Origin of the sequence: Actinokineospora baliensis (assembly GCF_016907695.1) — a bacterium.
In the GTDB taxonomy this organism is placed as follows: domain Bacteria; phylum Actinomycetota; class Actinomycetes; order Mycobacteriales; family Pseudonocardiaceae; genus Actinokineospora; species Actinokineospora baliensis.
In genome coordinates this window covers 1,667,836-1,689,851 of sequence record NZ_JAFBCK010000001.1, presented here as the reverse complement: position 1 = coordinate 1,689,851, position 22,016 = coordinate 1,667,836, and the positions used below count along the sequence as shown (strand labels likewise).

The 22,016-nt window shown below is 69.7% G+C and carries 22 protein-coding genes, 1 tRNA gene and 1 other RNA gene; 9 read left to right on the top strand and 15 right to left on the bottom strand.

Translation table 11 applies throughout. The annotated features are described in order from the left end of the window. Nucleotides 1-100: 100 nt before the first annotated feature. Nucleotides 101-1,276: an MFS transporter gene (locus JOD54_RS08020; protein ID WP_204449920.1), complete on the top strand. Its 1,176-nt coding sequence runs from the start codon at nucleotides 101-103 to the stop codon at nucleotides 1,274-1,276. 48 nt (nucleotides 1,277-1,324) lie between these two features. Here the strand turns inward: JOD54_RS08020 and JOD54_RS08015 are convergent, their stop codons facing one another. After that, nucleotides 1,325-2,389, bottom strand: a complete 1,065-nt coding sequence (locus tag JOD54_RS08015; RefSeq protein WP_204449919.1) for an aspartate-semialdehyde dehydrogenase — start codon at nucleotides 2,387-2,389, stop codon at nucleotides 1,325-1,327. Beyond that, nucleotides 2,389-3,654, bottom strand: coding sequence for an aspartate kinase (locus JOD54_RS08010; RefSeq protein ID WP_204449918.1), 1,266 nt, complete (start codon nucleotides 3,652-3,654; stop codon nucleotides 2,389-2,391). The genes JOD54_RS08015 and JOD54_RS08010 overlap by 1 nt, the downstream gene beginning before the upstream one ends. A 186-nt stretch (nucleotides 3,655-3,840) precedes the next feature. Between JOD54_RS08010 and JOD54_RS08005 the strand changes: the two genes are divergently transcribed. Then, nucleotides 3,841-5,061 (top strand): putative hexosyltransferase, encoded by a 1,221-nt coding sequence (locus JOD54_RS08005; RefSeq protein WP_307859882.1) that lies wholly within the window; start codon nucleotides 3,841-3,843, stop codon nucleotides 5,059-5,061. Beyond that, the gene (locus tag JOD54_RS08000; protein ID WP_204449917.1) at nucleotides 5,051-5,632 is read left to right on the top strand and encodes a nitroreductase family protein; all 582 of its coding nucleotides are present in this window, start codon (nucleotides 5,051-5,053) and stop codon (nucleotides 5,630-5,632) included. Before JOD54_RS08005 ends, JOD54_RS08000 begins: the two co-directional genes overlap by 11 nt. On the opposite strand, the gene JOD54_RS07995 is transcribed toward JOD54_RS08000, so the two are convergent. Together JOD54_RS07995 and JOD54_RS07990 are read right to left on the bottom strand one after the other, a co-directional pair. Further along, nucleotides 5,592-5,933: a hypothetical protein gene (locus JOD54_RS07995; protein WP_307859881.1), complete on the bottom strand. Its 342-nt coding sequence runs from the start codon at nucleotides 5,931-5,933 to the stop codon at nucleotides 5,592-5,594. The genes JOD54_RS08000 and JOD54_RS07995 overlap by 41 nt on opposite strands. 5 nt (nucleotides 5,934-5,938) lie before the next feature. Beyond that, nucleotides 5,939-6,235 carry a hypothetical protein gene (locus tag JOD54_RS07990; RefSeq protein ID WP_204449916.1) on the bottom strand — a complete coding sequence of 99 codons (297 nt, stop codon included), beginning with the start codon at nucleotides 6,233-6,235 and terminating at the stop codon, nucleotides 5,939-5,941. A 239-nt stretch (nucleotides 6,236-6,474) separates the two neighbouring features. On the opposite strand from JOD54_RS07990, the gene leuA reads away from it, so the two are divergent. After that, nucleotides 6,475-8,265 (top strand): 2-isopropylmalate synthase, encoded by a 1,791-nt coding sequence (leuA, locus tag JOD54_RS07985; RefSeq protein ID WP_204449915.1) that lies wholly within the window; start codon nucleotides 6,475-6,477, stop codon nucleotides 8,263-8,265. A gap of 56 nt (nucleotides 8,266-8,321) precedes the next feature. Here leuA and JOD54_RS07980 read toward each other — a convergent pair whose 3' ends face one another. The 8 genes from JOD54_RS07980 to JOD54_RS07945 form a co-directional block, all read right to left on the bottom strand. Then, nucleotides 8,322-9,386 (bottom strand): ABC transporter ATP-binding protein, encoded by a 1,065-nt coding sequence (locus JOD54_RS07980; protein ID WP_204449914.1) that lies wholly within the window; start codon nucleotides 9,384-9,386, stop codon nucleotides 8,322-8,324. A gap of 11 nt (nucleotides 9,387-9,397) precedes the next feature. Next, on the bottom strand, nucleotides 9,398-10,471 hold the full coding sequence (locus JOD54_RS07975) for an ABC transporter ATP-binding protein (protein ID WP_204449913.1): 1,074 nt from the start codon (nucleotides 10,469-10,471) through the stop codon (nucleotides 9,398-9,400). Beyond that, nucleotides 10,468-11,481, bottom strand: coding sequence for an ABC transporter permease (locus tag JOD54_RS07970; RefSeq protein ID WP_204449912.1), 1,014 nt, complete (start codon nucleotides 11,479-11,481; stop codon nucleotides 10,468-10,470). The genes JOD54_RS07975 and JOD54_RS07970 overlap by 4 nt, the downstream gene beginning before the upstream one ends. Nucleotides 11,482-11,580: 99 nt before the next feature. Further along, nucleotides 11,581-13,353, bottom strand: coding sequence for an ABC transporter substrate-binding protein (locus tag JOD54_RS07965; RefSeq protein WP_204449911.1), 1,773 nt, complete (start codon nucleotides 13,351-13,353; stop codon nucleotides 11,581-11,583). 50 nt (nucleotides 13,354-13,403) lie between these two features. Next, entirely contained in the window at nucleotides 13,404-14,408 is a 1,005-nt protein-coding gene (locus tag JOD54_RS07960) for an ABC transporter permease (protein ID WP_204449910.1), read from the bottom strand. Between the two features lie 308 nt (nucleotides 14,409-14,716). Next, nucleotides 14,717-15,253 (bottom strand): uridine kinase family protein, encoded by a 537-nt coding sequence (locus tag JOD54_RS07955; RefSeq protein ID WP_204449909.1) that lies wholly within the window; start codon nucleotides 15,251-15,253, stop codon nucleotides 14,717-14,719. An 81-nt stretch (nucleotides 15,254-15,334) separates the two neighbouring features. Continuing rightward, nucleotides 15,335-15,931, bottom strand: coding sequence for a recombination mediator RecR (gene recR, locus JOD54_RS07950; RefSeq protein ID WP_204449908.1), 597 nt, complete (start codon nucleotides 15,929-15,931; stop codon nucleotides 15,335-15,337). 7 nt (nucleotides 15,932-15,938) lie between these two features. Continuing rightward, nucleotides 15,939-16,253 (bottom strand): YbaB/EbfC family nucleoid-associated protein, encoded by a 315-nt coding sequence (locus JOD54_RS07945; protein WP_239573314.1) that lies wholly within the window; start codon nucleotides 16,251-16,253, stop codon nucleotides 15,939-15,941. 156 nt (nucleotides 16,254-16,409) lie between these two features. On the opposite strand from JOD54_RS07945, the gene JOD54_RS35960 reads away from it, so the two are divergent. The 3 genes from JOD54_RS35960 to JOD54_RS07930 are packed head-to-tail and all read left to right on the top strand — an operon-like array spanning nucleotide 16,410 to nucleotide 18,174. Next, nucleotides 16,410-16,556 carry a hypothetical protein gene (locus tag JOD54_RS35960; protein WP_204457025.1) on the top strand — a complete coding sequence of 49 codons (147 nt, stop codon included), beginning with the start codon at nucleotides 16,410-16,412 and terminating at the stop codon, nucleotides 16,554-16,556. Between the two features lie 55 nt (nucleotides 16,557-16,611). Next, nucleotides 16,612-17,244 carry an N-acetylmuramoyl-L-alanine amidase gene (locus JOD54_RS34000; protein WP_372440278.1) on the top strand — a complete coding sequence of 211 codons (633 nt, stop codon included), beginning with the start codon at nucleotides 16,612-16,614 and terminating at the stop codon, nucleotides 17,242-17,244. Between the two features lie 24 nt (nucleotides 17,245-17,268). Further along, nucleotides 17,269-18,174 (top strand): hypothetical protein, encoded by a 906-nt coding sequence (locus JOD54_RS07930; RefSeq protein WP_204449906.1) that lies wholly within the window; start codon nucleotides 17,269-17,271, stop codon nucleotides 18,172-18,174. On the opposite strand, the gene JOD54_RS07925 is transcribed toward JOD54_RS07930, so the two are convergent. Beyond that, entirely contained in the window at nucleotides 18,171-20,162 is a 1,992-nt protein-coding gene (locus tag JOD54_RS07925; protein WP_204449905.1) for a DNA polymerase III subunit gamma and tau, read from the bottom strand. The two genes, JOD54_RS07930 and JOD54_RS07925, sit on opposite strands and share 4 nt — an antisense overlap. 74 nt (nucleotides 20,163-20,236) lie before the next feature. Here JOD54_RS07925 and JOD54_RS07920 point away from each other — a divergent pair, with 74 nt between their 5' ends. Then, on the top strand, nucleotides 20,237-21,235 hold the full coding sequence (locus tag JOD54_RS07920) for an LLM class flavin-dependent oxidoreductase (protein ID WP_204456140.1): 999 nt from the start codon (nucleotides 20,237-20,239) through the stop codon (nucleotides 21,233-21,235). A 5-nt stretch (nucleotides 21,236-21,240) separates the two neighbouring features. Here the strand turns inward: JOD54_RS07920 and ffs are convergent. Beyond that, nucleotides 21,241-21,337, bottom strand: an RNA gene (gene ffs, locus JOD54_RS07915) — signal recognition particle sRNA small type. A gap of 105 nt (nucleotides 21,338-21,442) precedes the next feature. Next, nucleotides 21,443-21,532, bottom strand: a tRNA-Ser gene (locus JOD54_RS07910). Nucleotides 21,533-21,787: 255 nt separating this feature from the next. Between JOD54_RS07910 and JOD54_RS07905 the strand changes: the two genes are divergently transcribed. After that, complete coding sequence (locus JOD54_RS07905) at nucleotides 21,788-22,012, top strand: site-specific integrase (protein ID WP_204449904.1); 225 nt, start codon at nucleotides 21,788-21,790, stop codon at nucleotides 22,010-22,012. Nucleotides 22,013-22,016 lie beyond the last annotated feature (4 nt).

Sequence of the window (22,016 nt, the reverse complement as noted above, 5' to 3'; positions counted from 1 at the left end):
TGCTGTGGTGGTGGCACCGCCGAATCTGGAGTCAGTCCAGAAAAGCCACGGTAGTGGTTAATCGGTTGACCCGCCGGGTGGACTGCGGTGGCATCGGGGCATGCAGCAGTTCCGCCGGATGCTCGGCCTGCCCGGCGTTCGCGCGCTGATGGTGTTGATGTTCTTCGCCCGGATCCCGCTCGCCGCCACCTCGATGGTGCTCACCCTGCTCGTCGCGGTCGGGCTCAGCGGCAGCTACGGCGCGGCGGGCCTGGTCGGCGGCGTCGGCACGATCGGGGTCGCGGTGGGCGCGCCGCTGATGGGCCACGTCGTGGACCGGATCGGGCTGCGGCCGATGATCCTGCTGGCCACCGCGTGCGAGGGCGCGTTCTGGCTGACCGCCCGGTTCATGTCCTACCCGGTGCTGCTGGGGACAGCGTTCTTCTTCGGCCTGCTCGCACTGCCGACCATGTCGATCGCCAGGCAGGCCATCGCCGCGATGGTGCCGGAGGAGCTGCGCCGCACGGCGTTCTCGATGGACTCGATCTCGGTGGAGCTGAGCTACATGGTCGGCCCCGCGCTCGCGGTGCTGCTGGCCACCCAGCTCTCCCCGCAGGCGGCCACCACCGGCCTCGGCTGCGCGGTCGTGGTCGTCGGCGTGCTCATCGCCGTGTTCAACCCGAGGGTGCGCGCCGACCACGAGAAGCAGGACAAGGCCCGGCTACCGCGCCGCGAGTGGCTGACGCCCAAGTTCATCGGTGTGCTGGCCGTCGGCGGCGGCGCGGTGTTCATCCTGGCGGGCGTGGACGTGACCATGGTCGCGGCGCTGCGGGCGAACGGGGAGCTGGACTGGACCGGCCTGCTGGTCATCGTCATCTGCACCGCCTCGGCGGCGGGCGGACTGGTGCACGGCGCGGTGCGGCGGTCGCTGCCGCAGGTCGTGCTGATGGGGCTGCTCGGGCTGCTCACCATCCCGGCCGCGTTCTTCGTCGGCGAGTGGTGGCTGCTCGCGATCGCCCTGGTGCCCAGCAGCGCCCTCTGCGCGCCGACGGTGGCGACCACGGGTGAGGAGGTCGCGAAGCTGGCGCCGGTGTCGATGCGCGGCGCGGCGACCGGGCTGCAGAGCTCGGCGTTCACCCTGGGGGCTTCGATCGGCGCGCCGAGCATCGGGTTCGTCGTCGACCACACCTCCCCCGCGTGGGGCTTCGCGGTGGCGGGCATGGGTGGCGTGGCGATCGCGGGTGTGGCCTGGCTGCTCGGCGCCGGGCGGTCGGTCAAGGAACCGGTCCCGGCCTAGAGACGGCTCAGGGGCGGTCCCACGAGGGACCGCCCCTGAATCTTCGGATTAGAGTCCGGCCGCGATGGTCTCGGCGATCTCGTAGGTGTTCAGCGCAGCACCCTTGCGCAGGTTGTCCCCGCACACGAAGAAGTCCAGCGCGTTCGGGAAGTCCAGCGCCTGGCGGACCCGGCCGACGTAGGTCGGGTCACCGCCCACGACGTCGGCGGGCGTCGGGAACTGCCCGGCCGCCGGGTCGTCGACCAGCACGATGGACGGCTGCGCGGCGAAGATCTCGTGGGCCTGGGCCACGGTGACCGGCCGGGCGAAGGTGGCGTGCACGGCCAGCGAGTGGGTCGTGACCACCGGGACCCGCACGCAGGTCGCCGACACCTTCAGGTCCGGGATGCCGAGGATCTTGCGGGCCTCGTTGCGGACCTTGAGCTCCTCGCTGGCCCACCCGTCGGCCTTGAGCGAGCCCGCCCACGGCACGACGTTGAGCGCCAGCGGCGCCGGGAACGGCGAGTCCTCCTGCGACAGTCCCGCCGCGGCGAGCGCCTCGCGGACGTCGCCGACGCGGTTGCCGACCTCCTTGCCCGCGACGGCGGCGTACTCGGCGTAGAGCCGGTCGATGCCGTCCTGGCCCGCGCCGGACGCGGCCTGGTACGAGGCGACGACCAGTTCCTTGAGCTCGAACTCGCGGTGCAGCGCGCCGAGCGAGGCCATCATCGACAGGGTCGTGCAGTTGGGGTTGGCGATGATCCCCCTCGGCCGCGCGGCCACCTTGTCGTTGTTGACCTCCGGCACCACCAGCGGCACGTCGTCGTCCATCCGGAACGCGCCGGAGTTGTCGACCGCGACCGCGCCGCGCTCGGCGGCGATCGGCGCCCACTGCGCGGACACCTCGTCGGGCACGTCGAACATGGCCACGTCGACGCCGTCGAACACCTCGGGCGCCAGCGCGAGCACGGTCAGCTCCTCGCCGCGCACGGTGATCTTCTTGCCCGCCGAGCGCGGCGAGGCGATCAGCCGCACCTCGCCCCACGGCCAGGAGTCCCTGCCGTTGAGGATGTCGATCATCACGGTGCCCACGGCGCCGGTGGCGCCGACCAGGGCGAGAACAGGTCCGGCCATCAGCGACCACTCCCCGCGTAGACGACGGCGGCCTCGTCGCCGCCCAGTTCGAAGGCCTCGTGGATCGCCCGGACCGCCTCATCCAGCTGGGTGTCGCGGATGAGCACGGAGATGCGGATCTCCGAGGTGTTGATGATCTCGATGTTGACCCCGACCTTGGCCAGCGCCTCGCAGAAGGTGGCGGTGACCCCGGGGTGGCTGCGCATGCCCGCACCGACCAGCGACACCTTGCCGACGTGGTCGTCGTAGAGCACCTGGGTGAAGCCGAGCTCCTCGCGGATCTTCTCCAGCGCCGCGACCGCGACCGGGCCGTTGCTCTTGGACAGGGTGAAGGTGATGTCGGTCTTGCCGGACACCGTGCTCGACACGTTCTGCAGCACCATGTCGATGTCGATCTCGGTGTCGGCGACCGTGCGGAAGATCCGCGCGGCCACGCCCGCGGTGTCGGGCACGCCGACCACGGTGACCTTCGCCTCGGACCGGTCGTGCGCGACGCCGGTGATCATCGCCTGTTCCACGGGCAAGTCCTCCATTGACCCGGAGACGACCGTCCCCGGCTTGGTGCTGTACGACGATCGGACGTGGATGGGCACGCCGTAGCGGCGGGCGTACTCGACGCAGCGCAGCATGAGCACCTTGGCCCCGCTGGCGGCCATCTCGAGCATCTCCTCGTAGGTGACCCGGTCGAGCTTCTTGGCGTCCGGGACGATCCTCGGGTCGGCCGAGTACACGCCGTCCACGTCGGTGTAGATCTCGCAGACGTCGGCGTTGAGCGCGGCGGCCAGCGCGACCGCGGTGGTGTCCGAGCCGCCGCGGCCGAGCGTGGTGATGTCCTTGGTGTCCTGGCTGACGCCCTGGAACCCGGCCACCAGCACGATGTGGCCCTTGTCCAGCGCCTCGCGCACCCGGCTGGGGGTGACGTCGATGATGCGGGCCTTGCCGTGCGTCGAGGTGGTGATCACGCCCGCCTGGGAGCCGGAGAACGACCGCGCCTCGGCGCCGAGCGCGCTGATCGCCATCGCCACCAGGGAGTTGGAGATGCGCTCACCCGCGGTGAGCAGCATGTCCATCTCGCGCCCCGGCGGCACCGGGTTGACCTGTTTGGCGAGGTCGAGCAGCTCGTCGGTCGTGTCCCCCATCGCGGAACAGACCACCACGACGTCGTTCCCCGCCTTGCGCGTCGCGACGATGCGCTCGGCGACGCGTTTGATCCGGTCGGCGGTCTCGAGCGAGGATCCGCCGTACTTCTGGACGACGAGCGCCACTTGCGTGCAACCTCCTCATGCCGAGTGCGCGGGTCCCTCGAGGGGCGAGGCGCCGCGCACTTGCGTCTGTCGGGTGAGCCTACCTGCGCCATCACGCGGTTTCCGGGGCTCATGTGGCCCCCGCCACTGCGCGGCCGGTGCGGCTAGGGTTGGCACGCCGAGCCAGTGAGTCGGGGAGGATCGCCGGTGTCCGCCACGGACGTGACCAGCGCGGCCGTCGATGCCGCCGAGGAGCAGCCAGAAGCCGTCGAGGCTCGCGGTCGTGGACCGCGCTCGTGGCTGAGCCCGCCGCGCCTGCTGCGGCTGCTCGCCCCAGCCCTGGTGTTCCTCGGGGTGCGCGAGGTCGGCCTGCTCGCGCTGAGCTGGATGGCCGGGCGCAACGGCTCGTCGGCCAGCGACGCACTGCGCTCGTGGGACGGGCAGTGGTTCCTCTCGATCGCGGCCAACGGGTACTCCGGGGTGCCGTCGAACCTGGTGGACGCGTTCGGCAGGCGCAGCGCGGAGACCCCGCTGGCCTTCTTCCCCGGGTACCCGACGCTGGTCGGCTGGGTGCACGACCTGGGGTTCCGGCTGGTGCCCTCGGCGTTGGCGGTGACGATCGCGTTCGGCGTGCTGTGCGCCTACGGGCTGACCACGCTGGGGACGATCATCCGGGGCGGGTCGCGCACGGTCGGCCTGGTGCTGGTGGCGCTGTTCGCCGGGTCGCCGATGTCGATCGTGCTGTCGATGGCCTACTCGGAGTCGATGTTCTGCGCGCTCGCGGTGTGGGCGCTGGTGTTCGTGCTGCGGCGGCAGTGGCTGGCCGCGGGGCTGGCGTGCGCGGTGGCGGGTCTGGTCCGGCCGACGGCGGCGGCGCTGGTGCTGGCCGTCGGGTTGGCCGCGCTGGTGGCGATCATCGGGCGGCGCGACGGGTGGCGGCCGTGGGTGGGTGCGGCGATCGCCCCGTTCGGCCTGGTGCTGTACCTGGCGTGGGTGGGGACCAGGACCGGGGAGTGGAACGGCTGGTTCGCCCTGCAGGAGCGCGGCTGGGACTCCGGTTTCGACGGGGGCGCCGCGACGGTGAAGTTCAGCTTCGACGTGCTCGCCGACGGCCGGTCGGTGCTGGAGGTGGCCACCGTCGGGATGGTCGTGGCGGCGCTGGCGCTGTTCGCGATCGCGGTCCGGCGGCGGGTCGAGTGGCCGCTGCTGGTCTACACCGCGGGCGTGCTGGTGATGGACCTGTGCTCCAACGGCCTGATGAACTCCAAGGTCCGGCTGATGGTGCCCGCGATCGCGCTGCTGGTGCCGATCGCGCTGGCCCTGGCGAAGCGGCGAACGTCCACGATGGTGCTGTCGGTGGCGGCGTTCGTGGTGACCGGCTCGTGGTTCGGTGCCTACGCTGTGACAGCGTGGGGCTATGCGATTTGACGAGTTGCACCCGCTGATCCGGGACAGGTGGAGCCCCCGCGCTCTCGACCCGGATGGCGTGGTGTCGCAAGAGGCACTTCAGCGGCTCGTGGAGGCCGCTCGTTGGGCTCCCTCTTACGGCAACACCCAGCCAGCCCGATTCCTGGTTGGACCTCGCGGCACGGATACGTTCGACCGGATCCTCGCGCTTTTGGTGCCGGGTAACCAGGCTTGGGCTAGTAGCGCCGGTGCGCTCCTAGTGGCCTGCGCGGTGACGGCTAACGACAAGGGCGAGGTGCCTTACGCCGAGTACGGGGTGGGTTTGGCGGCCCAGAACCTGGTTCTGCAGGCGGTTGCCGAAGGGCTCGTCGCGCACCAGATGTCCGGTTTCGACACGGCAGGGGTGTCAGCGGAGTTCGGGCTACCGGACTCGGTTCGGCCTCTTACCGCCATCGCGGTCGGGAAGCTGGGGTCACCGCACCTGTTGCCTGAGGCGAAGCGGGCCCGCGAAACCGCGCCCAGGCAACGGATCCCGGTCACGGAGACGGCGTTCACCGGGAAGTGGGGCGAGCCGTTCCCCACCGACGAATGACCCTGGCGACCACAGAGGACACCGCCAGCCAGCACGCGGTCGCGATGCCGTAGTTGATGAGGACGGCGAGCTTGACGTCCTCCAGGGTGAACAGGTTCTTGAAGGGCAGTGCCAGCACCCCGGACAGCAGGCGCACCTCGGCGGTGATCATGTTGGCGCGACTCAGGTCCGCCATGACCAGCACCACGTGCGCGACCAGGACAGCCGCGGCGACGAGCCCCACCCAGCGCACCACGCCAGCCAGGACCCCGACGGCGGCGGGCCGGTTTCGCCCACGCCGCCGGGTGTCCTGGCCGGTCACCGCGGTCAGCGGAGCAGCCGGGCGATGAGCCCGGTCACCACGAGCCAGAACACCGCGGCGAGGCCGTAGTTGACGACAACCGCGGCGGTGTAGTTGTCGATGGGGAACAGTCCGGGGAAGAACAGCGCCAGGGGTTCGGCGATGGAGGCGATGAAGCGGACGAACGCGTTCGCGGTGTTCGCCCCGAGCACGACCAACAGGATGTAGACGATCTCGATGATCGCGAAGAGAGCGCCGATACCGGTGATGATCCGGGCAGCGGACCCGCGGGTGCTGGTGCCGTGCCATCTACGAGTTGCCATGCCTGGAAAGTGCCCCTGACCTGGACAACCGTAACTACTCCGAACGGCCCAACACCGGCGCGCCCACGATGTGGACCGTGGATTCCACATCGCCACCGGCTTGTGGTTAGGCTGGCGGCGTGGCTCGCGCTCTCCTCCTGCTTCTCCGCCGCGACGGGGTCTGACCAGACCGGCTCCCCGTCGCGGGTTTCGGCGTTGCCGCCGGTCGCCACCGTCGAAACCGGAGAGAACCCCTAGCGATGAGCACCCCCGACGCCATATCGACCGGTCCCAGCCGCCTGCGCACCCCCACCCGCCCGGCGCCCGACGGTCAACCCGCCTGGAACGCGCAGCGCGGCTCGGCGATGCCGGTGCACCGGTACCGCCCCTTCCACGAGGTGGTGGAGCCGGTCGACCTGCCGGACCGCACCTGGCCGACCAAGCGGATCACCCAGGCCCCGCTGTGGTGCGCGGTCGACCTGCGCGACGGCAACCAGGCCCTGATCGACCCGATGTCCCCCGCCCGCAAGCGCCGCATGTTCGACCTGCTGGTGCGCATGGGCTACAAGGAGATCGAGGTCGGCTTCCCCGCCGCCAGCCAGACCGACTTCGACTTCGTGCGCGAGATCATCACCGAGGGCGCGGTACCCGAGGACGTGCGGGTGCAGGTGCTGACCCAGGCCCGGCCCGAGCTGATCGAGCGGACCTTCGAGGCGCTCGAGGGCGCGCACAGCGCGGTCGTGCACCTGTACAACTCGACCTCGATCCTGCAGCGGCGGGTGGTGTTCCGCTCCGACCGCGCCGGCATCAAGAAGATCGCCACCGACGGCGCGGAGACGGTGCTGTCGTTCGCCGAGAAGTACGGCGACACCGACTTCCGCTTCGAGTACTCCCCCGAGTCCTACACCGGAACCGAGCTGTCGTACGCGGTCGAGGTGTGCGCGGCGGTCGCGGACGTGTGGCAGCCGACCCCGGACCGGCCGATGATCGTCAACCTGCCCGCCACCGTCGAGATGGCCACCCCGAACGTCTACGCCGACTCGATCGAGTGGATGCACCGCAACCTGCCCAACCGCGAGTCGCTGATCCTGAGCCTGCACCCGCACAACGACCGGGGCACCGGGGTGGCCGCCGCCGAGCTGGGCTACCTGGCAGGCGCGGACCGCATCGAGGGCTGCCTGTTCGGCAACGGCGAGCGCACCGGCAACGTCGACCTGGTCACCCTGGGCATGAACCTGTTCAGCCAGGGCATCGACCCGCAGGTCGACTTCTCCGACATCGACGAGATCCGCCGCACGGTCGAGTACTGCAACCAGCTGCCCGTCGCCGAGCGGCACCCGTGGGGCGGTGACCTGGTGTTCACCGCGTTCTCCGGCAGCCACCAGGACGCGATCAACAAGGGCCTCGACGCCCTGGCCGCCGCCGCGGCCGAGGCCGGGGTGCCGCTGGAGCAGCACCAGTGGGAGGTGCCGTACCTGCCGATCGACCCGAAGGACGTCGGCCGCTCCTACGAGGCCGTCATCCGGGTCAACTCCCAGTCCGGCAAGGGCGGGGTGGCCTACGTGATGAAGACCGAGCACCAGCTCAAGCTGCCGCGGCGGCTGCAGATCGAGTTCTCCCAGGTGATCCAGGCGGTGACCGACAGCGAGGGCGGCGAGGTCACCCCGAAGGAGATGTGGGACGTCTTCGCCACCGAGTACCTGGACCGGATCACCCCGCTGCGCCTGCACCGGCACCGGATCTCCGACGACGGCGACGGCCGCGACGAGATCGTCGCCGTGGTGTCGGTCGAGGGCGACGAGCACGAGGTCACCGGGGTCGGCAACGGCCCGATCGCGGCCTTCGTCGACGCCATCGCCTCCGTCGGCTTCGACGTCCGGGTCCTCGACTACTCCGAACACGCCCTGACCTCCGGCGACGACGCCAGGGCCGCCGCCTACGTCGAGTGCGCCATCGGCGAAACCGTCCTCTGGGGCGTAGCCGTCGACAGCTCGATCGTCACCGCCTCCCTGCGCGCGGTCGTCTCGGCGGTCAACCGCTCCCAGCGCTGAGCCGCAAAGCGAAGGGCCCGCGCCGTTCCCGGCGCGGGCCCTTCGACATCAGCGGATCAAGCGGCCGAGCCAGCGGCCCCGGTGGGGTCGATGGTCAGCTTGGTGGTGTTCTCCGGGAAGTGGCACGCGGCCTGGTGCCCGGTCGACAGCTCCACCAGTGGCGGCTCGGTCGTCTTGCAGACGTCCTGGGCCTTCCAGCAGCGGGTGTGGAAGCGGCAGCCCGACGGGGGGTTGATCGGGCTGGGGACGTCGCCGGTGAGGCGGATGCGTTCGCGGTTGTCCCGGCGGGAGGTGTCCGGGATGGGCACCGCCGAGAGCAGGGCCACGGTGTACGGGTGCATCGGGCGCTCGTAGAGCGAGGTGCGGTCCGCGATCTCCATGATCTTGCCCAGGTACATCACCGCGACCCGGTCGGAGACGTGCCTGACCACCGACAGGTCGTGGGCGATCATCACGTAGGTCAGGTCGAACTCGTTCTGCAGGTCCTCCATCAGGTTCACGACCTGGGCCTGGATGGACACGTCGAGCGCGGACACCGGTTCGTCGGCGACGATCACCTTGGGGCGCAGGGCGAGCGTGCGGGCGATGCCGATGCGCTGCCGCTGGCCGCCGGAGAACTCGTGCGGGTAGCGGTTGTAGTGCTCGGGGCTCAGGCCGACCAGTTCGAGCAGTTCCTGCACGGCGCGCTTGACGCCGTGTTCGGTCTTGACCTTCTGCAGGCGGAACGGGGCGCCGATGATGGCGCCGACGGTGTGCCTGGGGTTGAGCGAGCCGTACGGGTCCTGGAAGATCATCTGGATGTCGCGGCGCAGCGGGCGCATGGCGCTGGTGGACAGGTGCGTGATGTCGCGCCCGTCCAGGGTGATCGAACCGCCGGTCGGTTCGATGAGCCTGGTCAGCAGCCGACCGGTGGTGGTCTTGCCGCAGCCGGACTCCCCCACCAGCGACAGCGTCTCGCCGCGCTTGACGGTGAAGGTCAGGCCGTCGACGGCCTGCACGGCACCGACCTGGCGCTGCAGCAGGCCGCGCCGGATCGGGAAGTGCTTCTGCAGGTCGGTCGCGACCAGCAGGTCCTCACCGAGGCGGCGGTCGGCCGCTGCGGTCTCAGTCTTGGTGCTCACGGCGTCCTCGCTCACAGCTTCGGCCTGATCTCGGTCTCCCAGATGCGGAGTCGGTCCTCCGCACCGAGGTGGCAGGCGATGTGGTGACCGCCGCCGACGTCGCGGAACTCCGGGCGCAGCGTGAAGCTGAGGTCGCCGTTGGTACCCGCGTGGGCGCACCGGGGGTTGAACGGGCACCCCTCCGGCACGTTGATCAGGCTCGGCGGCGTGCCCTTGATCGGCTGCAGCCGCTCGGTGCGCTCCCGGTCCAGCCTGGGCATCGACCCGAGCAGGCCCCAGGTGTAGGGGTGCTGCGGCGAGTTGAAGATGTCCGCCGCGGTGCTGTACTCCACGGCGCGGCCCGCGTACATGACCATGATGTCGTCGGCCAGCTCGGCGACGACGCCGAGGTCGTGGGTGATGATGATGACCGCGGAGTTGAACTCGGCCTGCAGGTCGCGGATCAGGTCGAGGATCTGCGCCTGCACGGTCACGTCGAGCGCGGTGGTCGGCTCGTCGGCGATGAGCAGCTCCGGGTCGCACGAGAGCGCCATCGCGATCATCGCCCGCTGGCGCATGCCGCCGGAGAACTGGTGCGGGTAGTCGTCCACCCGCGACTTCGGGTTCGGGATGCCGACCCGGTCGAGCAGGTCGACCGCGTGCTTGCGGGCGACGGCCTTGGTGACCTTGTTGTGGATCCGGTAGGCCTCCACGATCTGGCTGCCGACCGTGTAGAACGGGTGCATCGCCGAGAGCGGGTCCTGGAAGATCATCGCCATCCGCTTGCCGCGCAGCTGGCGGACCCGGTCCGGGGACATGCCGACCAGGTTCTGCCCGTCCAGCAGGATCTCGCCGCTGATCCGGGCGGTTCCGGCCTTGTGCAAGCCCATGATCGACAGGCTGGTCACGCTCTTGCCGGAACCGGACTCGCCGACGATGCCCAGGGTCTTGCCCCGGTCGACGCTGAAGGTGAGGTCGTCGACCGACTTGACCACGCCGTCGTCGGTGGGGAAGTGCACGCGCAGCTCGCGGACCTGCAGGAACGGCGAACCGGACGCGGCGGGCTTGGGCGGGGTGGCGCCGAGGCTGTCTTCTTGCTGGGTCACTTGGCACGCACCCTCGGGTCGACGACGGCGTAGAGGAGGTCGACGACCAGGTTGGCGACGACCACGAAGAAGGCCGCCAGGATCGTGACACCCATGACCTTGGGCAGGTCGTAGTTGGTGATCCCGTCGATGGCGTACTTGCCGAGGCCCTGCAGGGAGAACGCGCTCTCGGTGAGGATCGCGCCACCGAGCAGCAGGCCGACGTCGAGGCCGAAGATCGTCAGGATCGGGGTCAGCGCGCCGCGCAGACCGTGCCGGACGACGACCGTCCGCTCCGGCAGGCCCTTCGCGCGCGCGGTCCGGATGAAGTCCTCGTTCATCGTCTCCAGCATCCCGGCGCGGGTGAGCCGCGCGTACTGGGCGGAGAACAGCAGCGCCAGGGTGATCCACGGCAGCAGCAGGTTGTAGGCCCACTCACCCGGGTTCTCCAGGAAGGGGACGTACGAGCCGCCGACCGCGGTCCAGCCGAGGTTGTAGCTGAAGATCGACAGGGACAGCAGACCGGTGAAGAAGATGGGCAGCGACACGCCCGCGAGCGAGATGCTCATCGCGGCGCGGTCGAAGATGGTGCCCTTGCGCAGCGCGGACAGGGTGCCCACGGCGACACCGCCGAGCAGCCACAGGATCGCGGCGCCGACGGCCAAGGACAGGGTGACCGGCAGCCGGTCGATGAGGTCGGGGAACACGGGCTGGTTGTTGCGGAAGGAATACCCCAGGCACGGCGCGGGGCAGTGCTCGACGCCGCTGCCGTAGCTGTAGTCCGCGCCGACGAAGATGCCCTTCGCCCAGTCGAGGTACTGCACGTAGATCGGGTCGTAGAAACCGAGTCGTTCGGCGGTCTCGCGGACGGTGTCGGCGGTGGCGGCCCGGCCGACGTAGCGGGTCGCCAGGGTTTCCGGCGAGGCGCCCAGCAGTTTGGGCATGAGGAAGAAGATCGAGAACGTCACCGCGCTGACGACGAACAACAGCACGATCGCCGCGAAGAGCCGCCTGATGATGTATGTGATCACAGTGGCCGGCAGGCGGAGAACAGGCCCGGGAGGTCGTCCCGGGCCTGTTCCCCTGTCGCCTTCACCTACCTAACGTTCGAGCAGGTCAACAAGGAGGAGTTACGCGACACCGATCGAGAGGTAGTCGTACATGCCGTACGCCTCGGAGATGAACACGTTGGTCAGCTTCTTGCTGCGGACCAGCAGGCTCTTGGCGTGCACGCCGGGGAGGATGACCGCCTCCTCCATGACGCGCTTGTCGATCGCGCCCCACATGCCCTCGCGCTTGGCCTTGTCGGTCTCGCCGATGGCCTCGTCGAGCATCTTGTCGACGTCGGGGATGCGCACGGAGGTGTTCGAGGAACCACCGGTCTCGCGGATCACGCGGCTGTCGACGATCTGCGACAGGAAGCCGAAGCCGTCGTTCCAGTCAGCACCCCAGCCGTTGACGCTCAGGCCGAGGCCGTTGGCCTTGACGTACGGCGGGTTGCCAGCGAACTGGGAGAAGTAGTCGCCCTGCGGGAACGCCTTCAGGGTCAGCTTGATGCCCACGCGGCCAAGCGACTGCTGCAGCGACTCGGCGGTCGCCTTCTCCTTGGGGCGCTCGGCGCGGTAGGAGATGTTGGTCTCGAAGCCGTCCGGCTTGCCGCACTCCTGCAGCTTCGCCTTGGCCTTCTCCACGTCGCCCTTGTTGTCGGCGCCAGCCGGGTACAGGTCGAACTTCTGCGCGCCCGGGATCTGCGAGGGCAGCAGGGTGGAGGCGATGTCGCCACCGGAGAACGCGCCGCCGTAAGCGGTCTGGTAGCCGGTGCGGTCGGCGGCGTACTCCACGGCCTCGCGGCACGCCTTGTTGTCGAACGGCGCGACGGTCGGGTTGATCGAGGTGTACCAGAGGCGGGCGATGGTCGGGTTGTCCGCGTTCGCCTTGAGCGCCGGGTCACCGAGCACGCGGCTCAGCGACGCGGGCTGCACACCGGTGCCCGCGATGTCGATGTCGAGGTCACCGGAGATGAGCCGGTTGTCGATGTCATCGGCGTTGACGTTCATCGAGACCTGGTAACCGTCGGGCAGCGCCTTGCGGTTCGGGTCGGTCGACTGGTCCCACTGGTCGTTGCGGACCAGGTTGAAGCCCTTGTCGATCTCGTTCTTGTCGAACTTGTACGGGCCGGTCGCGATGACGTGCTCGCGGTACTTGGCGCCGGTGTCCTTGGCCTCGGGGACCGGGACGGTCTGCGGCAGCTGCGCGAAGTAGTCGAAGCCGCCGAAGGGCGCCTTCAGGTGGAACACGATCGTCTGGTCATCGGGGGTCTCGATGGCCGAGTCGGTGTTCACGTCCTTGGACTTGTACGGGCCCTTGTAGCCCTCCGGCAGGGCGAGGTAGCCCTCGAAGTACGCCGGGCCGTTGGGGAAGGTCTCCTTGTCGGTCGACCGCAGGACGGCGTGCTTGACGTCCTTGGAGGTGACCGGGGTGCCGTCCTCGTACTTGATGCCGGCGCGGAGCTTGTAGGTCCAGGTCTTGCCGCCGTCGCTCGGCTCGCCCAGCTTCTCCGCGAGGTCGGGGACCAGCTCGTTGGAGCCGCCACCGGGCGCGGGCTTGAACATCACCAGCGAGCGGCCGTAGAGCCGCAGGAAGTTCCAGGAGTAGCCGTAGTAGGTCTCGCCCGGGTCGAGCGAGTCCCACGTACCGGCGTTGGCGATCTTGACGATCCCGCCCTTCTTGTCAGAAGGGTTGAAGGTGTTCGTCAGAGCAGCGTTGAAGGCAGGGGTGTTGGTACCCCCGCTGCCCCCGGTGGTGCCGCCGCCGCTGGAGCTCGTTCCGCCACCACAGGCGGAAAGCCCCATCACGACAGCCGCGCCCGCGGCGACCGCGGTTACCAAGCGCTTGCTGTTCATTGTGCTGTTGCACCCTTTCTTCCAGGAGCAATTCCGGGACTACAACTCACCTATCGGGCACGGGGGTCGAGCGCGTCGCGCAGGCCATCGCCGAACAGGTTGAACGCGAGCACGGTCACGAAGATGGCGAGACCGGGCCAGAGCATGAAGTGCGGCATCGTGTAGAAGCGCGACGCGTCCGAGAGCATGCCGCCCCAGGTCGCGGTTGGCGCGTTGATGCCCACTCCGAGGAAGGACAACGCCGACTCGAACAGGATGTTGGTCGGGATCAGCAGCGTCGCGTAGACCAGGATCGGCGCGACGAGGTTGGGCAGCAGTTCGCGGAAGAGGATGTACGGTCCGCGCGCGCCGAGGCTGCGCGCGGCGTCGACGAACTCCCGCTCGCGCAGCGACAGCGTCTGCCCGCGCACGATGCGGCCGATGTAGGGCCAGTTGAAGAAGCCGATGATGAAGATCAGCAGGCCGATCCGGACCATCTCCGGGGAGAGGCCGAACGCGGTGTCGGGCAGCACGCCGACCAGCGCCATCGCGAAGACCAGCAGCGGGAAGGCGAGGAAGACGTCCATCAGGCGGCTGATCAGCGTGTCGACCCAGCCGCCGAAGAAACCGGCGACGATGCCGAGCGTGGTGCCGATGATGACCGACAGCACCGTGGCCAGGGTCGCGATCAGCAGCGAGATCCAGGACCCGGCGAAGATGCGGGCGAGGATGTCGCGGCCGTTGACCGGCTCGATTCCCAGCGGGTGGTCGCCGGACATGCCGCCGAAGGTGCCCAACGGCGCCAGCGTGCCGTTCTGGGTGTCGATCAGGTCTTGGTGGAACTCGTTGGGGTGCACCACGTCAAAGACGCGGTCGAGCAGCAGGGCGGCGATCGCGATCAGGATCAGCAGCGCGATGACCACGGCGCCAGCGATGGCCACCTTGTCGCGCTTGAGCCGCATCCAGGCGATCTGACCGAGCGAGCGGCCCTGGATCGCCTTCTTGGGCATGCCCTGCAGCGCGGCCTCCGGGTCCGCGTCCGCGGCCGATCCGGTGACCTCGGGAGGAGCCGTCATGCCGCCGTCCGTCCCCGTCCGGGCGTCTGCGCGACAAGTCGTGGGCGGCTGAAGGTGCCGTCCGGTCGACCGGGTCGCGCGGATCGCTGGTAAGCCATCACGCACTCCTCGTGTCCGGTTCACTTACTCCGGGATCTCACCGTGTGGTGGCCGACCATAGCCGCTCGGGTCACCATCCCTTAGCTACGGGAGGTCACGATCCGGCCAACTGCCATACACAGAATCACCGGTACGCGATTGAAATGACACACACCGTGATCAACAGCCGGTATATGTCCGCTGAACGGACGGACCGGGGTAGTGACCGGTCACACAGTCACCGTGATCGACGCCCGCGTGGCGGCACCGTCGACCGGGTACCACCCGGACTCGAAAGCCTGCCAGCGCACCAGTTCCGCGCGCGAGGCCGCGCCGTCCCTGGCGACGGCGCGTTCCAGGCGCTCGACCGGATCCGGCAGCTCGCACCAGATCAACGCGGAGAGTGCTGGCGTGATCGACCGGCGACCGGAGGACACGCCCTCGATCAGCAACGTCGTCGGCACGGGCACCTCGACCCAGTCCCCCGGCTCGGCAACGCCGTTCACCCAGCGTGTTCGGCGGTACCTACCGGGTCGGCCTGACCCGAGCGGGTGGAATACGCCGCGCTCGAGCCGCGGCCACCAACCGACCGGGTCGTCCCAGGTGGCGAAGTCGTCGGTGGAGATGAGCAGCGAGTCGGGGAGCAATGCGCTCAACCGCGCGGCGTAGGTGCTCTTGCCGGAGCCGGACGGCCCATCGACGACGACCAGTCGGACGCCGCCGAGTCGCGGCCCGGTCGCGCGAACGGCGGCAGCGACCTGTTCCACCCCCAACGGGTGACCCCTACCCCGTTCCCAGTCATCCACAGTGTTACCCATGACCAGAACACCCGAGTCCGATGTGGAGGGTCAGACGGCGCGGCGGCCGGACAGCGCCCGACCGAGGGTCAGCTCGTCGGCGAACTCCAGGTCGCCACCCATCGGCAGGCCGGAGGCGAGCCGGGTGACGGTGAGACCGGGGAAGTCGCGCAGCATCCGGACCAGGTAGGTCGCGGTCGCCTCGCCCTCGGTGTTGGGGTCCATCGCCAGGATGACCTCGCTGACCTCCTGGGCGGAGATCCGCGACAGCAGCTGGCGGATGCGCAACTGCTCGGGTCCGATGCCCGAGAGCGGGTCGAGCGCGCCGCCGAGCACGTGGTAGCGGCCCTTGAACTCGCGGGTGCGCTCGATGGCCAGGACGTCCTTGGGCTCCTCGACCACGCACACCGCGGTCGGGTCGCGCCTGGCGTCGCGGCAGATGCGGCAGGTGGCCTCTTCCGAGACGTTGCCGCAGATGTCGCAGAAGACCACGCCCTCCTTGACCTTCTGCAGCACTTCCTGCAACCGGGTCACATCGGCCGGTTCGGCGGCGAGCAGGTGGAAGGCGATCCGCTGCGCGCTCTTGGGACCGACGCCGGGCAGCCTGCCCAGCTCGTCGATCAGATCCTGGACCGGACCCTCGTACACCCGGTCCTCACAGCCCCGGCAGGCCGAGCCCGCCGCCGCCGAGCCCACCGGCGAGCGGGCCCATCTTCTCCTCGGCGAGCCGCTGGGCGTTGTTGCCCGCGTCGCGCACCGCGGCGACGACCAGGTCGGCCAGGGTCTCGGTGTCCTCGGGGTCGACCACCTTGGGGTCGATGACCAGGGACTTCAGCTCGCCAGCGCCGGAGACCGTCGCGGTCACCAGACCACCGCCCGCGGTGCCGGTGACCTGGGCGTCGGCCAGTTCCTGCTGGGCGCTGAGCAGCTGCTCCTGCATCTTCTGCGCCTGAGCCAGGATGGCCTGCATGTCGGGTGCGCCGCCTCCGGGAAACACCGCGGCCCCTCTCGTCTCGGGTTGTGCCGTCTTCAGCTTAGAGGGCCGTGCGCTGTGGCATCGTGGGCCCGTGCTGAGACGACGTGTCGGGTTGGCCATCGGCTGTGCGCTCGCGGTAGTGCTGACCGCTTGCGGAGGGCAAGAGCCACCTCCAGCCGCACAGTCCCTAGGAACCACGTCAACGACTACGCCGACCACCACCTCTACTACTGGCCCTCCGGTCACGACAACGACGACCACCACCTCCGCCAAGCCGACGACGACCTCTTCGTCTAAGACGACGACAACGGCCGCTCCCCCTAGGGCGGCCTCTGCTGGCGGCAAAGTCGTAGTGCTGGACCCAGGACACAATGGCGGCAACGCCAGCCACCCCGGCGAAATCAACCGACCGGTCCCGGCAGGGCGCGGTAAGACGAAACCGTGCAATACGACTGGAACCGCCACCAACGGTGGGTACTCCGAGCACGAGTTCACATGGGACTTGGCTCTTAGGGTCCGCGACCTTCTTAAGCAGCGCGGCGTCACGGTGATCCTGACCAGGCCCGACGACAAGGGCGTCGGTCCCTGTGTGGACCGGCGCGCGGCGATCGGCAACGAAGCGGGCGCGGACGCCGTGGTGTCCCTCCACGCTGATGGCTCCACCTCGGCGGGCGCACACGGCTTCCACATCGCCTACTCGTCGCCCCCGCTCAACGCGGCCCAAGGTGAACCTTCCTTGCGACTGGCCCGATCCGTGCGCGACGACATGGTCAAGGCCGGGTTGGCGACGTCGACCTACATCGGTTCGCAGGGCCTGTCCGCGCGCGACGACCTCGGCGGGCTGAACCTGTCGACCCGCCCGGCGGTGCTGGTGGAGTGCGGCAACATGCGCGACGCCACCGAGGCGGCGGTGCTCGCCAGCGGCGGCGGCAAACAGCGCTACGCGGAAGCGATCGCGAACGGGGTCCTCGGATATCTCGGCTGAGTCCGTTGTGACAAGGTGGAGATCATGTCCGGGATGCGGGTGCTCGACGTCGACGAGCAGGAGCGGTTGCTGATCTCGCTGCCGGGGGTCGGGGCAGCCGCCCCGGTCCGGCTGGTGGAGGTCGACGCCAAGGGCGCGACCAGGGAACTGGCCCAGGTACCGGATCTCACCACCGCGCGCTACCTGCCCGGTGAGCGCAAAGTGGTCCTGCAGCACGGCACACCGGCCCACCTGTCGCTGGTGAAGGTGGGCGGCAAGGTCACGGCGCTGGTCGGGGCCGACGACCACGCCACCGAACTGCTCGGGGTCCTGCCCGGGCGCATCGTCTACCGGACGAACCGCAAGCACCGCCTGCTCTACAGCGTCGTCATCCGCAACGTCCTGGTCGGCGAAGAACAAGCGGTCTACGACCGGGGCGGGTCGGTCATCGAGGCCGCGGTCAGCCCCAACAGCCGCTACGTCGCGATCCGGTTGCCCCGCAAGCTCGTCCTCGTCGACACGATGCCGGTGACCGAGGACGACCACGTCCGGCTGATCTCGCCGGAACCCGCCGAGCGCGGGCGGCGGAACCTGCACTGGCTGCCGGACTCGGCCCGGCTGACGGCCGTGGAATACGAGCCGGGTTCAGCTCGGGTGGTCCGGTTCGACGTGGGCAGCGAGAGCTGGCACCCGGTGGTGGTGTCGCTCGACCCGCGCGCGCACGGGTGGACGGCACCGGACGGGCGGCGCGTGGCGATCGCGGTCGGCGGTGAATTGTCGCTGTACCAGACCGACAACGGGCGGTTCCTGCGGTCGGCGGTCGTGGGCGCGGAGATCGAGGACCTGTTGTGGTCGCCCGATTCCCGCGCGGTCGCGGTGCGGACGGTCGCCGACGAGGTGGCCGTCGTGCAGGCGGACTCGGCGACCGTGCGCCAGGTGCCCGTCGCCTAGCTGCTCTCGACCGGCCGGGCGCCCAGGGTCTCGGCCAGCAGCTTGAGCATGGCCTCCTCCGGGTCCCGCTGACGCGCCGAAACGTCGTTGGGGTCCGGTTTCCTGGCCGCCTGCGCCATCATTTCTTCTTCGTCTTCCGGCTCCGGCGGGAGATCCGGCTCCGGCGGTTCCGGGGGCGGGATCTCGTCCACGGGCGCCGCCGCGGGGGTGACCGCTTGGCGCCGGGTCGGCTCGAAGGTGCGGGTGGGTTCCGGGGCCGAGCGCGCCTGCCGCGCGGGCTGGGCTACTGCGGCCCCGGGTTCGGCATGTACACAGCGGACCTGCCATCTGCCGCCGAGCACACTGACCAGGGCTTGGGCGATGGCATCGGCGTTGCGGGGCTCGCCGAGGCGGCGGGCCAGCGGGGCCGCGGGGTGCGCGATCACCACGGTGTCGCCGTCGACCGACTGGACGGTCGCGTTGGTCAACATCGCCTCGGTGCTGCGGCTGCCCGCGCGAACCGCGGAGAGCAGCTCCGGCCACACGCGGCGGATGGCCGTCGCGTCCAACGCACCGGGCGCTGCGGGCTCCGCACTGGGCACGGCCGGTTCAGGCGGGCTCACCGGCTCAACGGGAGCGGGGCTCGCGGGCTCCGCCGGGCGGGAAGGTTCAGCGGCACGCGGGGGTTCAGCGGCACGAGGGGGTTCTGGCGCACGGGTGGGTTCGGGGGCGCGCACAGGTTCACGCGTGGGTGCAGCTGCGCGAACAGGCTCTTGGGCTCGCTGCGAGGGTCGGCTGACCACCTGGCGTGCCGGGGCTTCAGCGGCAGCGGGAGCCGCGGACAGGCGCCGCTCCATCTGCTCCAACCGCTGCAGCACAGCCGAATCAGCGACGGCGTCCGTGGGCACCGCGCCAGGCAGGAGCATGCGCGCGCACAACAGCTCTAGCAGCAGCCTCGGCGCAGTGGCGCCGCGCATCTCCACTAGGCCCGTGTGCACGATCTCGGCGTAGCGGGCCAACGTCGCCGCGCCGAGCCGTTCCGCCTGACCGACCATCCGGTCCAACTCGTCCTCGGGCGCGCTCACCAGCCCGCGGCTCGCAGCATCGGGCACCGCGCGCAGCAGGACCAGGTCGCGCAGCCTGTCGAGCAGGTCTGCCGCGAACCTGCGCGGGTCGTGCCCGGCCTCGACCAGCCGGTCCACAGTGCTGTAGACGGCGGACGCGTCGCCCGCGCCGAGCCCGTCGACCATGTCATCGATGAGCGCCACATCGGTGACGCCGAGCAGCGACACCGCGCGCTCGTAGGTGACCCCCTCAGGGCCCGCGCCCGCGAGCAGCTGGTCGAGCACCGACTGGGTGTCTCGGGCCGAGCCGCCGCCCGCGCGGATGACCAGCGGGAACACCGCGGGCTCGACCTTGGCGTCCTCGGCGGCGCAGTTGCGCTCGAGCAGCTCGCGCATCGAGCTGGGCGGGATGAGCCGGAACGGGTAGTGGTGGGTGCGCGACCGGATGGTCGGCAACACCTTGTCCGGCTCGGTGGTGGCGAAGATGAAGACGAGGTGCTCCGGCGGCTCCTCGACGATCTTGAGCAGGGCGTTGAAGCCCTGCGTGGTGACCATGTGCGCCTCGTCGACGATGAACACCCGGTAGCGGGAGTTGGCCGGGGCGTAGAAGGCGCGGTCGCGCAGCTCGCGGGCGTCGTCGACGCCACCGTGGCTGGCCGCGTCGAGCTCGACGACGTCAACGGTGCCGGGACCGTTGGGGGCGAGGCCGATGCAGGAGTCGCAGGTACCGCAGGGCTCGTCGGTGGGGCCCTGCGCGCAGTTGAGCGAGCGGGCCAAGATCCGCGCGCTGGAGGTCTTGCCGCACCCGCGCGGACCGGAGAACAGGTACGCGTGGTTGACCCTGCCCGCGGCCAACGCCGTTCGCAGCGGGACGGTGACGTGCTCCTGCCCGACGACCTCGGCGAAGGTCGCAGGCCGGTACTTGCGGTAGAGGGCGAGCGCCACGACGCGACACTACCGGTCGGCACCGACAGCCCGGGAATCCGACCGGCCCCGGCGGCGTTGGGCGTTACGTGCCTATCCCGTACTCGGTCCTCGACCTCGCCCCGGTGGCCAGCGGCTCATCGGAGACCGCGGCGCTGCGCAACAGCCTCGACCTCGCCAGGGCGACCGAGCGGCTCGGCTTCCACCGGTACTGGGTCGCCGAGCACCACAACATGCCCGGCATCGCCAGTTCCGCGCCCGCCGTCCTGCTCGCCCACATCGCGATGGCCACCGAGCGGATCCGGGTCGGCAGCGGCGGGGTCATGCTCCCGAACCACCCCGCTTTGGTGGTGGCCGAGCAGTTCGGGATGCTGGAGGCGCTGCACCCCGGCCGGGTCGACCTGGGCATCGGGCGGGCACCGGGGACCGACCAGGTGACGGCCAGGGCGCTGCGGCGCACCGAAGGCGCGTTGTCGGCTGACGACTTCCCCGACCAGCTCATCGAGTTGGCGAACTACTTCACCGGCCGCGACTCCAACGGCGTGACCGCCGTACCCGCACTGGGCAACCAGCCCGCGATGTGGCTACTGGGCTCCAGCGGCTACAGCGCCCAAGCGGCCGGGTACCTGGGCCTGCCGTTCGCCTTCGCCCACCACTTCAGCTCCGAGAACACCCTGCCCGCCCTGGCCCTCTACCGCGAAAAGTTCCAGCCATCGGCGGCGCTGTCCAAGCCGTACTCCATGATCGCGGCCCACGTGGTCTGCGCCGAAGACGACGAAACCGCACGCCGCCTGGCCGAACCCGCCGCCCTGCAGTTCCTGCAACTGCGCAAGGGAACACCGGGCCGACTCCCCTCACCCGAGGAAACCGCCACCTACCCGTACACCGAGCTGGACCGGCTGTTCATCGAGGAGCGGATGGCCTCCCAGATCGTCGGCGGACCGGACACGGTGCGCGACAAGATCGACGACCTGCTGGCCAAGACCGGGGTGGACGAGCTGATGATCACCACGAGCGTCTTCAACCACGCCGACCGCGTGCGCAGCTACGAACGAGTGGCCGAACTCGTGGGATTGGCCCCGGCGAAGGTGTGAGCCGCACAAAGGGGACCCCGCGCACCTGCCAGAGCCCGCTTATCCTTGCTGCCTTCCGGCCCTGGGGAGGTTCGCGAGATGAACACCGCGCGGGGTCCTCGGTCAGTGTAGCGGGCCCCAGCCACCCGCACCCCCGGCGGGGCTCGCGCGCGGCCCCCACCAACGACGAGAGCGCCGGTCACCCGTTGGGGTGACCGGCGCTCTCGGTGGCGGAGGATGGGGGATTTGAACCCCCGAGGGTTTTAACACCCAACACGATTTCCAATCGTGCGCACTAGGCCACTATGCGAATCCTCCGCCGGAGAGCTTACCGGAAGGGGGCCTGACCACCCAAAACGGGGGGTCGGGGGCGGCCAGCACGGGGAGTCCTGAGCTAGCACGGCGCTCGGTGACGACACGATTGCCGAGCTTGAGACATGGCCGTGACCTGTACCAATGCCCCATCTGGGACATGATCGCCGAACTGTGGGAGATGCCCCTGGAGTCCGAAGGGCTCTCGGACCACACGATCGGGGGTACCTGCGCACGGCCCGGCGGTGGGGCGGGTGGCTGGTGGACCAGGGGCACGAGGTCGCCCCGGACGGCGTCACCACCTACCACGTGCAGGCGTTCATCGCGGGCATCATCAAGAAGACCTCGAAGGGCAACGCGGCGCACCGCTATCGCAACCTGCGGGTCTACTTCAAGTGGCTTATCGCTCGTAAGCACATCACGCCGGGCAACCCGAATCCGATGGATTCCACGAAGCCACCGTTGACGGCCGGACGGGATTATTGATCCG

Bases quoted from the DNA above. Each gene is read 5' to 3' on its own strand.
- JOD54_RS07990 (WP_204449916.1), bottom strand. From the start codon at position 6,235: ATGGCAACTCGTAGATGGCACGGCACCAGCACCCGCGGGTCCGCTGCC.
- JOD54_RS08020 (WP_204449920.1), top strand. From the start codon at position 101: ATGCAGCAGTTCCGCCGGATGCTCGGCCTGCCCGGCGTTCGCGCGCTG.
- JOD54_RS07960 (WP_204449910.1), bottom strand. From the start codon at position 14,408: ATGACGGCTCCTCCCGAGGTCACCGGATCGGCCGCGGACGCGGACCCG.
- JOD54_RS07930 (WP_204449906.1), top strand. From the start codon at position 17,269: ATGTCCGGGATGCGGGTGCTCGACGTCGACGAGCAGGAGCGGTTGCTG.
- JOD54_RS07965 (WP_204449911.1), bottom strand. From the start codon at position 13,353: ATGAACAGCAAGCGCTTGGTAACCGCGGTCGCCGCGGGCGCGGCTGTC.
- JOD54_RS08000 (WP_204449917.1), top strand. From the start codon at position 5,051: ATGCGATTTGACGAGTTGCACCCGCTGATCCGGGACAGGTGGAGCCCC.
- JOD54_RS07945 (WP_239573314.1), bottom strand. From the start codon at position 16,253: ATGCAGGCCATCCTGGCTCAGGCGCAGAAGATGCAGGAGCAGCTGCTC.
- leuA (WP_204449915.1), top strand. From the start codon at position 6,475: ATGAGCACCCCCGACGCCATATCGACCGGTCCCAGCCGCCTGCGCACC.
- JOD54_RS08015 (WP_204449919.1), bottom strand. From the start codon at position 2,389: ATGGCCGGACCTGTTCTCGCCCTGGTCGGCGCCACCGGCGCCGTGGGC.